Source organism: Burkholderia anthinoferrum, assembly GCF_002925705.1.
Lineage (GTDB): Bacteria > Pseudomonadota > Gammaproteobacteria > Burkholderiales > Burkholderiaceae > Burkholderia > Burkholderia semiarida.
Window position 1 is genome coordinate 62,722 of the sequence record NZ_LFZP01000044.1, and the last position, 14,166, is coordinate 76,887.

Sequence of the window (14,166 nt, forward strand, 5' to 3'; positions counted from 1 at the left end):
CTTGTTTTCCGAGGGCTGAATCGTCGTTTGATACAAGTATTAGCGCGGCAACTGGCTCGCCGCTTGCGCGAGGCGCGTGACTTCGGCCCAGTCCTGCGCGGCGAGTGCGGCCTTCGGCGTGAGCCACGAGCCGCCGACGCACACGACGTTCGGCAGTTTCAGGAAGTTCGGCGCGGTGTCGACCGTGATGCCGCCCGTCGGGCAGAACTTCAACGCCGGGAACGGGCCGTGGAACGCCTGCAGCATCGGCACGCCGCCCGCCTGCTGCGCGGGGAAGAACTTCACGATGTCGTAGCCGAATTCGAGCGCCTGGATGATGTCGCTCGGCGTCATCACGCCCGGCAGCAGCGGCAGGCCCGCGTCGAGCGACGCGAGGTGCAGGTCCTTCGTCAGGCCCGGCGACACGCCGAACGTGGCGCCCGCGCGCTTCGCCTGCGCGCAGTGCTCGGGCTTCGTGATCGTGCCGACGCCGACGACGATGTCGTCCGCGAGCTGACTTGCGCGCTGGATCGCCTCCAGGCCGGCCGGCGTGCGCAGCGTGATCTCGAGCACCTTCACGCCACCCGCGTGCAATGCACGCGACACGTTTTCGCCCTGCTCGACCGAGTCGAATGCGAGCACCGGAATGACCGGGCCTAGCTTCACGATTTCAGCAATCGTCTTCATTGAATTGGCTCCTTGAAATTCATGCGGCGACGCCGACGGCCGTTTCGCCGACCAGCGTCCCGAAAACCGATGCGCCCTGCTCGGCCGGCGCCGCGGCCGCGCGGAACACGCCGAACAGTTCGCGCCCGAAGCCGACTTCGTTCTCGGCCTGATGCTGCGGCTGCGCGACCGGGCGCGCGAGCCATTCGGCGTCGTCGACCTCGATGTCGAGCACGCCGGCTTCCGCGTCGATCACGAGCATGTCGCCCGTCTTCACCTTGCCGATCGGGCCGGCCAGCAGCGCTTCCGGCGACACGTGGATCACGGCCGGCACCTTGCCCGACGCGCCCGACATGCGGCCGTCGGTCACCAGCGCGACGTGAAAGCCCTGATCCTGCAGCACGCCGAGCAGCGGCGTCAAACGGTGCAGCTCGGGCATGCCGTTCGCGCGCGCGCCCTGAAAGCGCACCACCGCGACGAAATCGCGCTTCAGCTCGCCGCGATCGAACGCTTCCTGCACGGCTTCCTGCGAGTCGAACACGATCGCGGGCGCCGTCACCTTGCGGTGCTCCGGCGCGACCGCCGAAATCTTGATCACGCCGCGGCCGAGCCGGCCCTGCATCAGGCGCAGGCCGCCGTCCGGCTGGAACGGGTCGCGAATGCCGCGCAGCACCTTCGTATCGTGGCTCTCGGCCGTACCGTCGACCCACGTCAGCTTGCCGTCGATCAGCTTCGGCTCCTTCGTGTAGTGCGACAGGCCCTTGCCCGCGACCGTCGTCACGTCCTCGTGCAGCAGCCCGCCTTCGAGCAGGTTGCGCACCAGGAACGCGACACCGCCCGCCGCGTGGAAATGGTTCACGTCGGCCTTGCCGTTCGGGTAGATCTTCGCGAGCAGCGGCACGACGGCCGACAGTTCGTCGAAATCGTTCCAGTCGATCAGGATGCCGGCCGCGCGCGCGATCGCGACCAGGTGCAGCGTGTGGTTGGTCGAGCCGCCCGTCGCGAGCAGCGCGACGATCCCGTTGACGATCGCCTTCTCGTCGATCACATGGCCGATCGGCGTGTACTGGCCGCGCTCGACGGTCAGGTCGAGCACGCGGCGCGCGGCCTCGGCCGTCAGCGCGTCGCGCAGCGGCGTGTGCGGATGGATGAACGCCGAGCCCGGCAGGTGCAGGCCCATCAGCTCCATCAGCATCTGGTTGCTGTTCGCGGTGCCGTAGAACGTGCAGGTGCCGTGGCCGTGATAGGCGGCCGATTCGGCTTCGAGCAACGCGTCGCGGCCGACCTGGCCGGTCGCGAACTGCTGGCGGATCTTCGCCTTGTCGTCGTTGGACAGCCCGCTCGTCATCGGGCCGGCCGGCACGAAGATGGTCGGCAGGTGGCCGAACTGCAGCGCGCCGATCAAGAGGCCCGGCACGATCTTGTCGCAGATGCCGAGGCAGAGCGCCGCATCGAACATGTTGTGCGTGAGCGCGATCGCCGTGCCCATCGCGATCGCCTCGCGCGAGAACAGCGACAGCTCCATGCCCGGGTTGCCCTGCGTGACGCCGTCGCACATCGCCGGCACGCCGCCGGCGAACTGCGCGACGCCGCCGTTCTCGCGCGCGGCCGCCTTGATGATGTCGGGGAAATTCTTGTACGGCGCGTGCGCGGACAACATCTCGTTGTACGAGGACACGATGCCGATGTTCGGTTCGCGAATCGCCTTGATCTGGAACTTGTCGTTGCCCTCGAGGCCTGCGAAGCCGTGCGCGAGGTTCGCGCACGACAGCGCGCCGCGGGCCGGGAACTTGCCTTGCGCGCCGTCGATGCGCTGCAGATAGGCGGAACGGGTCGATTGGCTGCGGGCGATCACGCGTTCGGTGACCTTCGCCAGGGTGGGGTGCAGCGACGTCATGCTGGGCGCTCCTGTATGCCGGCCGACACCGGCGGTTGGAATCGTGGGGACGGTCGCGCTTCGTCGACCGAACGACGCAAGTCTAGTAGAAAAACTACATGCACGCAATGTGGATCGACGCGTGTGCAACCCTTATTCCCGCCACCAGCAAGGCTTTAATTAGTGAAAACCCTAATTCGACTCGCCAGACCCGCATGGCAACGCCCGCAATTTCGCTAGTATTTTCATGTAGATTTTCTACAATTCGATTGCGATACACTCCCTCATCCGAACCCGATTTCCACATGCCGTCCCATGCTGCCCCGCATTGAAGCGATCCGCGCCGAGCTGCGCCCGTCCGAGCGCAAGCTCGCCGACTACATTCTCGCCGCGCCGCGCGAGGTGCTCGACCTCGCGATGACCGAGCTGTCGGCCCGCGCGGGCGTCAGCCAGCCGACGATCGCGCGCTTCTGCCAGGCGCTCGGCTGCAGCGGCTTTCGCGAATTCAAGATCCGGCTCGCGCAGAGCGTCGCGCCCGGCGTGTCGTCGGTGTATCGCGACGTCGAGCCCGACGAACCGGCGCCCGGCATCATCGGCAAGGTGTTCGACCGCACGATCGGCGCGCTGATCGAGGTGCGCAACAGCCTGTCCGCGGGCAGCGTCGCCGACGCGATCGCGCTGCTGTCGAACGCGTCGCGCATCGAGTTCTACGGCGCCGGCGGCTCGGGCATCGCCGCGCAGGACATCCAGCACAAGTTCTTCCGGCTCGGCGTGCCGAGCGTCGCGTATTCGGATCCGCACACGTTCTCGATGTCGTCGGCGCTGCTCGGGCCGCACGACGTCGTCGTCGCGATCTCGAACACCGGCCGCACGCGCGATATCGTCGACGCCGCGCGCTCCGCGCTCGCGTGCGGCGCGAAAGTCGTCGCGATCACGCAGAGCCATTCGCCGCTCGCGAAGCTCGCGACGGTCAGCCTCGCGTCGAACGTCGCCGAGGAAACGGACGTGTTCTCGCCGATGACGTCGCGGATGTCGCATCTCGCGATCGGCGACATCCTCGCGGTCGGCGTCGCGCTGTCGCGCGGGCCGGCGCTGATGGAACGCGTCGGCCGCGCGAAGGAAGCGATCACGCGGCGCCGGATCGACGATCCGGTGAAGGATTGAGCCGGAGCGGGACGCCGCGCGTAAACGAACAACGGCGCCCCGACGGGCGCCGTTGCACATCGATCGCCGGCCGCGCGTTGCGGCGAACTCAGAACGGCTTGATCACCACCAGCGCGACCGCGGCGAGCATGCCGAGCACCGGCAGCTCGTTGAACACGCGATACCACTTGTCGGTGCGGCGGTTCTCGCCGCGCTCGAACACCCGCAGCAGGTGCCCGCAATACGCGTGATAGACGATTAGCAGCAGTACCACCGTCACCTTTGCGTGGATCCAGCCCTGCCCCTGCCCGATGCCGATCACGAGCCAGAGCCACAACCCGCAGGCCAGTGCCGGCACCGCGATCATCGTCATGAAGCGGAACAGCTTGCGCGCCATCAGCAGCAGGCGCCGCACCGCGGCCGGATCGGTCTCCATGGCCAGGTTCACGTAGATGCGCGGCAGGTAGAACAGCCCCGCGAACCACGCGGCGATCAGAACGATATGGAACGTCTTGACCCAGAGCATTGCCATCGGTTGTGCGCCTCGCGGTTGACTTACTGACGGCCTTCGCCGTGCCCGAGCACGACGTACTTCAGCGACGTGAGCCCTTCCAGGCCGACCGGGCCGCGTGCGTGCAGCTTGTCGTTCGAGATGCCGATTTCCGCGCCCAAACCGAATTCGAAACCGTCCGCGAAGCGCGTCGACGCGTTGACCATCACGCTCGCCGAATCGACTTCGCGCAGGAAGCGCATCGCGCGGTCGTGATCCTCGGTGACGATCGCATCGGTGTGATGCGAGCCGTAATGGTTGATGTGCTCGATCGCGGCTTCGAGGCCGTCGACGACCTTGATCGCAAGCACCGGCGCGAGATATTCGGTGTGCCAGTCTTCTTCGGTCGCGTCGACGAGCGGGCCGACGCCCGCATCGGCGAGCACCGCGCGCGCGGCTGCATCGACGCGCAGTTCGACCTGCTTGTCGCGATACAGCCTGCCGAGCGGCGGCAGCAGCTTCGCGGCGATATCGCTCGCGACGAGCAGCGTCTCCATCGTGTTGCAGGTGCCGTAGCGGTGCGTCTTCGCGTTGTCGCAGACGGTCAGCGCCTTCGCGAGATCGGCGCGGTCGTCGACGTACACGTGGCAGATGCCGTCGAGATGCTTGATCATGGGCACGCGCGCCTCGTTGATCAGCCGTTCGATCAGGCTCTTGCCGCCGCGCGGCACGATCACGTCGACGTATTCGGTCATCGTGATCAGCTTGCCGACCGCCGCGCGATCGGCCGTCGCGACGACCTGCACCGCATCCTGCGGGAGGCCTGCCGCCTCGAGCCCTTCGCCGATGAGCTTCGCGAGCGCCGCATTCGATTCGAGCGCTTCGGAACCGCCGCGCAGGATCGTCGCGTTGCCGGACTTCAGGCACAGCGCGGCCGCGTCGATCGTCACGTTCGGGCGCGACTCGTAGATGATGCCGATCACGCCGAGCGGCACGCGCATCTGGCCGACCTGGATCCCGCTCGGCCGGAACTTGAGGTTGCCGATCTCGCCGATCGGATCGGCCAGCGACGCGACCTGGCGCAGCCCTTCGACCATCGTGTTCAGCGCCTTGTCCGACAGCGTCAGGCGGTCGACGAACGCCGCATCGAGCCCCTTTTCGCGGGCGCGGGCGACGTCGCGCGCATTCGCGTCCTTCAGCGCCTGCGCGTCGCGTTCGATCGCGCGGGCCACGGCGTCGAGCGCCGCGTTCTTCGCGGCCGTGCTGGCGCGCGCCATCGCGCGGGAAGCGTGCCGGGCGCGACGGCCCAGGTCGGTCATGTACTGATCGATATCCATCGTGTGACTCGAGAAGCGAGCCGCGCGGAGCGGCATGAATTCGTGGGGAAGCGTGGGCGGCCATCCGTGCGCGGTGGCGGCCGCCAGACGGCGCCGCGCAGCGGCGCCCGGTCATCGAAACATTGTAAGCGGGTTGCGCAGCGCGCGCTGAAGGCCCGAACGGGACTTAGCGTCGCACGCGACCCGCGGTCGGCGGTCGCTCGCCGCGCTCGCCCGCGACCGTCATCGCAAGCTGGAACAGCCCGTCCCACGGGTCGGGCGGCGGTTCGTCCTGCGTGCGGCGGCCCGGCGCGACGGCCGTCAGCCCCTTGACCTGCCTGTCGAGCTTCGCGGCGAACGCGAGCGCCTTTTCGAGCACCGCTTCCGACACGCGGTTCAGCGCGGGCGCGATCAACCGCTCGCGCGGCCCCCACACGCGGTTCTCGCGCAGCAGCGTCGCGAGCGGCTTGCCGGCCGTCGTGCCGCGCTTGATCCGCAGCAGCGTGCGCAATTCCTCGACGACGGCCCACATCACGAGCACGATCGCCTCGCCCTCGCCCTTCAGGCCGTCGATCATCCGCGCGAGCCGCGCGGCATCGCCGGCGAGCATCGCCTCGTTCAGCTTGAACACGTCGTAGCGCGCGACGTTCAGCACCGCGTCGTGCACCTGCTCGAACGACAGTGCGCCCTGCGGATACAGCAGCCCGAGCTTCTGGATTTCCTGGTGCGCGGCGAGCAGGTTGCCCTCGACGCGCTCCGCGATGAACTGCAGCGCGCGGCGCCCGTCGTCGCCGGATGCGACGCGCTGGCCCTGCATCGACAGGCGCTGCCCGATCCAGTTCGGCAGTTGCGCGCGATCGACCGGATCGATCTTCAGCGCGACGCCGCCGTTCTGCAGCGCGGTAAACCATGCGGATTTCTGCGTGGCCGCGTCGAGACGCGGCAACGTGACGAGCATCAGCGCGTCGGGGTTCGGCGTGGCCGCGAGCGTCTTCAGCGCGTCGGCGCCTTCCTTGCCGGGCTTGCCCGACGGAATGCGCAGCTCGATCAGCTGGCGCTCGCCGAACAGCGACATCGCCTGGGTCGCGCCGAGCAGCACGCTCCAGTCGAAGCCGCGTTCGACCGTATGCACCGAACGCTCGGTAAAACCGGCCGCGCGCGCGGCCGCACGAATGCGGTCGCACGCTTCCTGCGCGAGCAGCGGCTCGTCGCCGTAGACGGTGTAGAGCCCGGCCACCCCCTTCGCGAGGTGCGGCTCCAGCGCATCAAGTCGCAATTGCATCGCTGCGTGCGCCCGCGATCAGAGCGGCGGCGGCGGCAGCGGCGCGCGCGGCGCCACGCCCGGCACCACGTCCTCCGGCGCCGGCGTCAGCGAATGGACGATCGCGAGACGCCGCATCAGTTGATCGACCGCGTCGTTCTGCATGTCGCCGTACAGGATGTCGGCTTCCTGCGCCTTCGCGTTCGTGTACTGGTCGCTGTAGGTCATCGCGCGGTTCAGCGCGATCGCGCTCGGCGGGATCAGCACGGTGCCGTCCTTGCTCGTCAGCGTGTAGTTCAGCGTGTAGAACAGCGCGTATTCCTGCGCGGAGCCGTACTTGTTGAGCGTCAGCGTGTTCTGGCCACGCGACTCCCACATGCGCAGCACGGCGTCGGCATCGTCCGCCGACTTGACGATCTTCGTGTCGCTGCCGGCCTGGACGAGGCGCGTGAGCCGCGCCTCGACGGGCGCCGGCGCACCGGCCACGAACAGGTGCTTGAACGCGTAGTCCTGCTGGCCGCGCAACTGGAAGCCGCATGCCGACAGCGCGACCGCGCTGCCGACGAGCATCAAAAACGATCTGCGGATCACCTTCGCTCCTTCTGTGTGCACCCGACGGCCCGCGGCCGTCAGACGACGATGTTCACGAGGCGGCCCGGCACGACGACGATCTTCTTCGCCGGCTTGCCGTCGCTGAATTTCGCGAATGCCTCGTCGGCCACCGCCGCCGCTTCGATCGCGTCGCGGCTCGCGTCCTTCGCGACCTTCAGCGCGCCGCGCACCTTGCCGTTCACCTGCAGCACGAGTTCGATCTCGGCCTGCTCGAGCGCGGCCTCGTCGACCTTCGGCCACGGCGCATCGAGCAGCGGGCCGAATTCGTCCGCGTAGCCGAGCGCCTTCCACAGCTCGAACGTGATGTGCGGCACGACCGGGTACAGCACGCGCAGCAGCACGCCGTAGGTTTCGCGCAGCACGGCGGGCGTCGCGCCCTTCGCGCCGTCGATCGCGTTCAGCATCTTCATCGCGGCCGACACGACCGTGTTGTACTGCAGGCGCTGGTAGTCGAAATCGGCCTGCTTCAGCACGCTGTAGATCTCGCGGCGCAGCGCCTTGTCGGCGTCGCCCAGCGCGGCGGCATCGAAGCCCGCGCGGGCCGCGAGCGCTTCGCGGTTGCCGAAGCCGAAGCTCCACACGCGGCGCAGGAAGCGGCTCGCACCCTCGACGCCCGCGCCCGACCACTCGAGCTGCTGCTCCGGCGGCGCCGCGAACATCGTGAACAGGCGCGCGGTATCGGCGCCGTACTGGTCGATCAGCAGTTGCGGATCGACGCCGTTGTTCTTCGACTTCGACATCTTCTCGATGCCGCCGAGCACGACCGGCTGGCCGTCCGCATTCAGCGTCGCGCCGACCGGGCGGCCCTTGTCGTCGTGCGTGACCGTCACGTCGAGCGGGTTGTACCAGGTCTTCTTGCCGGCCGCGTCCTCGCGGTAGTACGTCTCGTTCAGCACCATCCCCTGCGTGAGCAGGTTCTTCGCCGGCTCGCCGAACTTCACGAGGCCGAGGTCGCGCATCACCTTGGTCCAGAAGCGCGAATACAGCAGGTGCAGGATCGCGTGCTCGATGCCGCCGATGTATTGATCCATCGGCATCCAGTAATCGGTGCGCGCGTCGACCATGGTCTCGGCGTCCGGCGCCGTGTAGCGCGAGAAGTACCACGACGAATCGACGAAGGTGTCCATCGTGTCGGTTTCGCGCTTCGCCGCCGCGCCGCACTTGGGACACGTGCAGTTCAGGAACGCTTCGGACTTCGCGAGCGGGTTGCCCGTGCCGTCCGGCACGAGGTCTTCCGGCAGCACGACCGGCAGGTCGGCCTCCGGCACCGGCACGTCGCCGCACGACGGGCAGTGGATGATCGGGATCGGCGTGCCCCAGTAGCGCTGGCGCGACACGCCCCAGTCGCGCAGGCGCCACGTGACCTGCTTGTCGCCGAAGCCGCCGGCCTTCAGGTCGGCCGCGACCGCGTCCACCGCTTCCGTGTAGCGCAGGCCGTCGTACTTGCCGCTGTTCACGCAGACCGCGGTTTCCTTGTCGCCGTACCACTCCTGCCATGCGTCGAGCGAGTACGTCTGCCCTTCGCTCGCGATCACCTGCTTGATCGGCAGGCCGTATTTCTTCGCGAACGCGAAATCGCGCTCGTCGTGGCCCGGCACGCCCATCACCGCGCCTTCGCCATAGCTCATCAGCACGTAGTTGCCGATCCACACCTCGACCGGCTCGCCGGTCAGCGGGTGCTTGACCGAGAAGCCGGTCGCGACGCCCTTCTTCTCCATCGTCGCGACGTCGGCCTCGGCGACGCCGCCGCGCTTGCATTCGTCGATGAACGCGAGCAGCTCCGGCTTGTCCTGCGCGAGACGCGTGGCGAGCGGGTGCTCGGCCGCGATCGCGCAGAACGTGACGCCCATGATCGTGTCGGCGCGCGTCGTGAACACGCGCAGCAGCTTCTGCTCGCCGTCGAGTTCGTACGGGAAGCCGAAGTTCACGCCGAAGCTCTTGCCGATCCAGTTCTGCTGCATGATCTTCACGCGCTCGGGCCAGCCGAGGCCGTCGAGGTCGTTCAGCAGCTCATCCGCGTACTGCGTGATGCGCAGGTAGTACATCGGGATCTCGCGCTTCTCGACGAGCGCGCCGGAGCGCCAGCCGCGGCCGTCGATCACCTGCTCGTTCGCGAGCACGGTCTGGTCGACCGGGTCCCAGTTCACGGTGCCCGTCTTCTTGTACGCGATGCCCTTCTCGAGCATCTTCAGGAACAGCCACTGGTTCCACTTGTAGTAGTCGGGCTTGCACGTCGCGATCTCGCGCGACCAGTCGATCGCGAGGCCCATCGACTGCATCTGGCCCTTCATGTAGTCGATGTTGTCGTAGGTCCACTTCGCGGGCGGCACGCCGTTCGCCATCGCGGCGTTCTCGGCCGGCATCCCGAACGCGTCCCAGCCCATCGGCATCAGCGTGTTGTAGCCGTTCATCCGCAGATAGCGGTACATCACGTCGTTGATCGTGTAGTTGCGCACGTGACCCATGTGCAGCTTGCCGGACGGGTACGGCAGCATCGACACGCAGTAGAACTTCGGCTTCTGCGCATCTTCCTTCGTCTTGTAGGCATCGGCTGCGCGCCAGTCGCCCTGGGCGGCGGCTTCGACGTCGGCGGGTACGTATCTCTCGTGCATGGTGTGGTTCGGGCTAGGCTTTAAGCGGCGCGACGGCTCGCGCGCAGGATTGGATCGAAATCGTGCGTGCCCGGCGCGGGAACGGGCTGAGCGGTTCCGGGCCGGGAAAAACGTCGATTATACCGCCCGTGCGGGCCCGCACGGCCGGTCTCTCGCGGGCCGGGGCCCGCAACGACGGCGTATCAGGGTTTCGCGCCGGCGGCGGGCGGCACGGCGCCGCCGGCCGGCGGCACGTCGGTCACGAAGCCGATCCGCGTGAGGCCCGCGGCCTGCGCGGCGCCCATCACCTGCGCGATCACGTCGTAGCGCGTCGCGCGCGACGCGCGCAGCCGCAACTCGGGCGGCGCGGCGCCCGCGGCGGCGGCCCGGAAGCGCGCGGGCAGCGCGTCGAGCGCCACGGGCGCGTCGTCCCAGTAAAGCTTGCCCGCGTCGTCGATCGACAGCGTGACGGATTGCGGCGTGTCGCGCGCGACGCTCGCCGCCACCTTCGGCAGGTCGAGCCGGATCGCGTGCGTCATCAGCGGCGCGGTGATGATGAAGATGACGAGCAGCACGAGCATCACGTCGATCAGCGGCGTCATGTTGATCTCCGCCATCGGCGCGGACGTCTTGTGGTGCTCGAGCCCGCCGAATGCCATGGTCGTTCCTCCGGGGCCGGCGCGTCAGGCGCCCTGCGCGCACACGAATACGTGCAGATCGCGCGCGAAGCCGTCGAGTTCCTCGGCAAGCTGCCGGACGAGCCGGCCGAGGATGTTGTACGCGAGCACCGCGGGAATCGCGACGACCAGCCCGAACGCGGTCATGATCAGCGCCTCGCCCACCGGGCCCGCGACGTTCTCGATCTGCGCCTGCCCGCTCGCGGCGATGCTGCCGAGCGCGTGGTAGATACCCCACACGGTGCCGAGCAGCCCGACGAACGGCGCGGTGCTGCCGATCGACGCGAGCAGCACCTGGCCGAATTCGAGGCGCCGCTGCGAGCGCAGCATCGCGTGCCGCAACGCGCGCAGCACGCGTTCGCCGCGCTCGACGCGCGCGGCCAGCGCGGCCGGGTCGTGGTCGTCGGCCGCGTCGCGCGCGGCTTCGGCGAGCGGCACGAACACGCGCTCGCGATCGGCGCCGGCCAGCGCGGCGATGCCCGCGTCGAGCGACGGCGCGCGCCAGAACGCGGCGAGCGCGCGCGGCCCCTGCCGCTTCGCGCGGACCAGCAGCCAGGCTTTCATGAAGAGGAAGCACCAGCTGGCGACGGACATCGCCAGCAGCACATAGGCGACGGCGTGCGTGATCGCATCGCCGCTTTCGAGGTAGTGGACAACGCCGGTGGGAATCGCCATCGGAGTTTCCTCGCGGGTGTCAGCGCAGGCCGAGCACGTCCTGCATGTCGAACAGGCCGGCGCCGCGCGCCGACAGGAAGCGCACCGCACGCAACGCGCCCTGCGCGTACGACACGCGGCTCGACGACTTGTGCGTGATCTCGATGCGCTCGCCGATCCCGGCGAACAGCACGGTGTGATCGCCGACGATATCGCCGCCGCGCACCGCCGCAAAGCCGATCGACGACGGATCGCGCTCGCCCGTCACGCCGTGGCGGCCGTACACCGCGCAGTCGTCGAGCGAGCGGCCGAGCGCGCCGGCGACGGCTTCGCCCATCATCAGCGCGGTGCCCGACGGTGCGTCGACCTTGTGGCGGTGATGCGCCTCGATGATCTCGATGTCGTAGCCGTGCGAGAAATGCTTCGCCGCGAATTCGAGCAGCTTCAGCGTGACGTTCACGCCGACGCTCATGTTCGCCGCGAACACGATGCCGATCTTGCCCGCGGCGGCCTGCAACTCGGCCTTCTGCTCGGCCGTGAAGCCGGTCGTGCCGATCACGAGCTTCACGTCGTGGCGCAGCGCGGCCTCGATGTGGGCCATCGTGCCTTCCGGACGCGTGAAATCGATCAGATAGTCGGCCTGCGCGAACACGGCGTCGAGATCGTCGGTCAGCTTGATCCCGGTGTCCTTGCCGAGAAACGCACCGGCGTCCTGGCCGAGGAACGGCGAACCGGCGCGGTCGAGCGCGCCGACGAGCTGCACGTCGGCATCGTTGAGAACGGCTTCGATCAGCATCCGGCCCATTCGGCCCGATGCGCCGGCAATCGCAATCTTCATGGCTTTCTACACGACAGGTCTAAAGGCGGGCGGCGCATGCCGCCCCGTTTCCGCACGCCGGCCGCTTACTGCGCCGGTGCGGTGAGCGGCTGGTTCTGCAGGTTGTCCGAGCCTTGCGGGCCGACCGGCGGCGACGCCTCGTTCGACACGTTCGGCTGCGGCGGACGATGGAACTGGAACTGCGGCTGGATCGCCGGCGCGGCGCCCGGCGGCTGGCCGCCCGGCACCGGCGCGCCGCCCGAGGCCTGCGCGGCCGGCGTGAACCGGCGCGACGCCGCACCCTGCCCCGACACCTGGTTGGTCGCGCGGTTCGCCGCGCGCGCCGCCTGGGCGTTCGCATCCTGGTCGACCACCGCGCCCGGCGCCGGCTCGGTGGCCGGGCTCGCGGCGGCGGCAGCCTGCGCGGCGCTCGCGGCCGCAGCGGCTTCGGACGCCTTCTTCGCCGCGGCAGCGGCCTTCGCCTTCTTGCCGCCGCGGTCGCCGTCGATGTCGGCCAGCAGGTCGAGCTCGGACGGCAGGTTGTCGGCGCCGCTCCAGCTCGCGACGCGATCGCCCGAGAAGTTGATGACGAGGTCGCGCTGCTGGACGATCGACGTCGAGCCGCGCTTGAAGTAGAAGAGGTAATCCCAGCGATCCGCGTGGAACATGTCCGCCAGCAGCGGCGTGCCGAGCAGCGCGCGGACCTGCTCGCGCGTCATGCCGACCTGCAGCTGGGCGGCCTTCTCCTGCGACACGAAGTTGCCTTGCACGACGGTGATCCGATACGGCGTGATGCTCTGCGCGATGCGCTGCGTCACGCTGTCGTACGACGAACAACCCGCCAGCGCGACAACGGCGGCGGCAGCGATGATGGCACTCCGCATGCGACTCCTCTGAAAGTGCGAAAGCGATTCTGGGATCATTTCCTTCACCGTGCTGGCCCGCGTACAGGCCGCGCGTATATCTGGAACGGCGAAAAGCCGGTAACATTGAAGCCCTGCATTGTACTCTAGGGATGCCTAGCCATGACCAATCCGACGGATCTCAAGAATATCGGGCTAAAGGCCACCCTACCGCGCCTCAAGATTCTCGAGATCTTCCAGCAGAGCCCCGTGCGCCACCTGACGGCCGAAGACGTCTACCGCAACCTGCTCAACGAACAGCTCGACATCGGGCTCGCCACCGTCTATCGCGTGCTCACGCAGTTCGAGCAGGCCGGCCTGCTGTCGCGCAGCAACTTCGAATCCGGCAAGGCGGTGTTCGAACTGAACGAAGGCTCGCACCACGACCACCTCGTGTGCCTCGATTGCGGCCGCGTCGAGGAATTCTTCGACGCCGAGATCGAGAGCCGCCAGCAGGCGATCGCGAAGGAGCGCGGCTTCCGGCTCCAGGAGCACTCGCTCGCGATGTACGGTTCGTGCACGACCGAGAACTGCCCGCACCGCAAGCACTGAATCGCGCCACCCGCGCACGCGGCACGGCCCGGCCGGCATCTCGCCGCCCGGGCCGTGTGCTTTTTCGGCGCGCCTGCCGCGCGCCGGGAATGCTTACGAAAGCCCTTCTACTCCCTCGCAGACCGGCTCGAACGCCAGCGTCCACGCGTGCTCCAGCGGGATCTCGTCGCAGTTCGGCTGCGGCCCGCCGCGATCGACGATCACGAAATCGCTGACCGCGTCGAGCGCGAGCAGCGGATGATGCCAGACGCCCTTCGCATAATTGACGCCCTGCCAGCCCTCGGCCAGGAACGCGCGCATCGCATCGGGCCGGAACTCGCCGGCCGGCGCGACGACGATCGCATAACGCGACACCGCCGCGAGCGGGATGAACGCCTGGCTGCCGTGCGGATGGCGCTCCATCAGCGTGATCGCCACCGGCAGCGCGCGCGGCTGCGCGCGAAACACGCTGACGAGCGGCCGGCCGCCGTCCGCGCACACGTCGATCGTCGCGAGATCGTGAAAGCGCTCGGTCGTGCCGCCGTTGATCGGGAAATGCCGCGCGCCTTCGAGCGCGATCACGTCGCCGAACGGCGCGAACGCTTCGCGGGTCAGGCGCTCGACGCGCAGGATCGGAGTTCCGCTCATGCC

Annotated in this window: 14 protein-coding genes; 2 read left to right on the top strand and 12 right to left on the bottom strand. The window is 68.4% G+C overall.

All coding sequences use genetic code 11. The features are described 5' to 3' along the window. Window positions 1-39: 39 nt before the first annotated feature. Together eda and edd are read right to left on the bottom strand one after the other, a co-directional pair. Window positions 40-666 carry a bifunctional 4-hydroxy-2-oxoglutarate aldolase/2-dehydro-3-deoxy-phosphogluconate aldolase gene (gene eda, locus C5F75_RS15910; protein ID WP_059581053.1) on the bottom strand — a complete coding sequence of 209 codons (627 nt, stop codon included), beginning with the start codon at window positions 664-666 and terminating at the stop codon, window positions 40-42. 19 nt (window positions 667-685) lie between these two features. Beyond that, window positions 686-2,542, bottom strand: a complete 1,857-nt coding sequence (gene edd / locus C5F75_RS15915) for a phosphogluconate dehydratase (RefSeq protein WP_059638116.1) — start codon at window positions 2,540-2,542, stop codon at window positions 686-688. A gap of 294 nt (window positions 2,543-2,836) precedes the next feature. Between edd and C5F75_RS15920 the strand changes: the two genes are divergently transcribed. Beyond that, a complete protein-coding gene (locus C5F75_RS15920) occupies window positions 2,837-3,685 on the top strand; it encodes a MurR/RpiR family transcriptional regulator (protein ID WP_059581048.1) in 849 nt (282 codons plus the stop codon). Between the two features lie 88 nt (window positions 3,686-3,773). On the opposite strand, the gene C5F75_RS15925 is transcribed toward C5F75_RS15920, so the two are convergent. The 9 genes from C5F75_RS15925 to C5F75_RS15965 form a co-directional block, all read right to left on the bottom strand. Next, window positions 3,774-4,196, bottom strand: a complete 423-nt coding sequence (locus C5F75_RS15925; RefSeq protein WP_089464534.1) for a CopD family protein — start codon at window positions 4,194-4,196, stop codon at window positions 3,774-3,776. Window positions 4,197-4,219: 23 nt separating this feature from the next. Continuing rightward, the gene (locus tag C5F75_RS15930) at window positions 4,220-5,491 is read right to left on the bottom strand and encodes a glutamate-5-semialdehyde dehydrogenase (RefSeq protein ID WP_104012441.1); all 1,272 of its coding nucleotides are present in this window, start codon (window positions 5,489-5,491) and stop codon (window positions 4,220-4,222) included. A gap of 166 nt (window positions 5,492-5,657) precedes the next feature. After that, a complete protein-coding gene (gene holA / locus C5F75_RS15935; RefSeq protein WP_104012442.1) occupies window positions 5,658-6,752 on the bottom strand; it encodes a DNA polymerase III subunit delta in 1,095 nt (364 codons plus the stop codon). Window positions 6,753-6,770: 18 nt separating this feature from the next. Next, window positions 6,771-7,322: an LPS-assembly lipoprotein LptE gene (locus C5F75_RS15940; RefSeq protein ID WP_006483412.1), complete on the bottom strand. Its 552-nt coding sequence runs from the start codon at window positions 7,320-7,322 to the stop codon at window positions 6,771-6,773. Between the two features lie 38 nt (window positions 7,323-7,360). Next, window positions 7,361-9,955, bottom strand: coding sequence for a leucine--tRNA ligase (gene leuS, locus C5F75_RS15945; RefSeq protein WP_104012443.1), 2,595 nt, complete (start codon window positions 9,953-9,955; stop codon window positions 7,361-7,363). 182 nt (window positions 9,956-10,137) lie between these two features. Beyond that, window positions 10,138-10,593 carry an ExbD/TolR family protein gene (locus C5F75_RS15950; protein ID WP_060312638.1) on the bottom strand — a complete coding sequence of 152 codons (456 nt, stop codon included), beginning with the start codon at window positions 10,591-10,593 and terminating at the stop codon, window positions 10,138-10,140. Between the two features lie 24 nt (window positions 10,594-10,617). Continuing rightward, window positions 10,618-11,286: a MotA/TolQ/ExbB proton channel family protein gene (locus C5F75_RS15955; RefSeq protein ID WP_059581034.1), complete on the bottom strand. Its 669-nt coding sequence runs from the start codon at window positions 11,284-11,286 to the stop codon at window positions 10,618-10,620. A gap of 19 nt (window positions 11,287-11,305) precedes the next feature. Beyond that, window positions 11,306-12,103, bottom strand: coding sequence for a 4-hydroxy-tetrahydrodipicolinate reductase (gene dapB / locus C5F75_RS15960; RefSeq protein WP_104012444.1), 798 nt, complete (start codon window positions 12,101-12,103; stop codon window positions 11,306-11,308). Window positions 12,104-12,168: 65 nt separating this feature from the next. Continuing rightward, the gene (locus C5F75_RS15965) at window positions 12,169-12,966 is read right to left on the bottom strand and encodes an outer membrane protein assembly factor BamE (RefSeq protein WP_059581029.1); all 798 of its coding nucleotides are present in this window, start codon (window positions 12,964-12,966) and stop codon (window positions 12,169-12,171) included. 141 nt (window positions 12,967-13,107) lie between these two features. On the opposite strand from C5F75_RS15965, the gene fur reads away from it, so the two are divergent. Then, complete coding sequence (fur, locus tag C5F75_RS15970) at window positions 13,108-13,536, top strand: ferric iron uptake transcriptional regulator (protein ID WP_006400349.1); 429 nt, start codon at window positions 13,108-13,110, stop codon at window positions 13,534-13,536. A gap of 93 nt (window positions 13,537-13,629) precedes the next feature. On the opposite strand, the gene C5F75_RS15975 is transcribed toward fur, so the two are convergent. Further along, entirely contained in the window at window positions 13,630-14,163 is a 534-nt protein-coding gene (locus C5F75_RS15975; protein WP_059581027.1) for an ureidoglycolate lyase, read from the bottom strand. Between the last annotated feature and the right edge of the window lie 3 nt (window positions 14,164-14,166).

What these genes read in the sequence shown, in the direction of transcription:
- C5F75_RS15975 (WP_059581027.1), bottom strand. Translation starts at nt 14,163, where the DNA reads ATGAGCGGAACTCCGATCCTGCGCGTCGAGCGCCTGACCCGCGAAGCG.
- C5F75_RS15930 (WP_104012441.1), bottom strand. Translation starts at nt 5,491, where the DNA reads ATGGATATCGATCAGTACATGACCGACCTGGGCCGTCGCGCCCGGCAC.
- C5F75_RS15950 (WP_060312638.1), bottom strand. Translation starts at nt 10,593, where the DNA reads ATGGCATTCGGCGGGCTCGAGCACCACAAGACGTCCGCGCCGATGGCG.
- eda (WP_059581053.1), bottom strand. Translation starts at nt 666, where the DNA reads ATGAAGACGATTGCTGAAATCGTGAAGCTAGGCCCGGTCATTCCGGTG.
- C5F75_RS15955 (WP_059581034.1), bottom strand. Translation starts at nt 11,286, where the DNA reads ATGGCGATTCCCACCGGCGTTGTCCACTACCTCGAAAGCGGCGATGCG.
- holA (WP_104012442.1), bottom strand. Translation starts at nt 6,752, where the DNA reads ATGCAATTGCGACTTGATGCGCTGGAGCCGCACCTCGCGAAGGGGGTG.
- dapB (WP_104012444.1), bottom strand. Translation starts at nt 12,103, where the DNA reads ATGAAGATTGCGATTGCCGGCGCATCGGGCCGAATGGGCCGGATGCTG.
- edd (WP_059638116.1), bottom strand. Translation starts at nt 2,542, where the DNA reads ATGACGTCGCTGCACCCCACCCTGGCGAAGGTCACCGAACGCGTGATC.
- C5F75_RS15920 (WP_059581048.1), top strand. Translation starts at nt 2,837, where the DNA reads ATGCTGCCCCGCATTGAAGCGATCCGCGCCGAGCTGCGCCCGTCCGAG.
- fur (WP_006400349.1), top strand. Translation starts at nt 13,108, where the DNA reads ATGACCAATCCGACGGATCTCAAGAATATCGGGCTAAAGGCCACCCTA.
- C5F75_RS15925 (WP_089464534.1), bottom strand. Translation starts at nt 4,196, where the DNA reads ATGGCAATGCTCTGGGTCAAGACGTTCCATATCGTTCTGATCGCCGCG.
- leuS (WP_104012443.1), bottom strand. Translation starts at nt 9,955, where the DNA reads ATGCACGAGAGATACGTACCCGCCGACGTCGAAGCCGCCGCCCAGGGC.
- C5F75_RS15965 (WP_059581029.1), bottom strand. Translation starts at nt 12,966, where the DNA reads ATGCGGAGTGCCATCATCGCTGCCGCCGCCGTTGTCGCGCTGGCGGGT.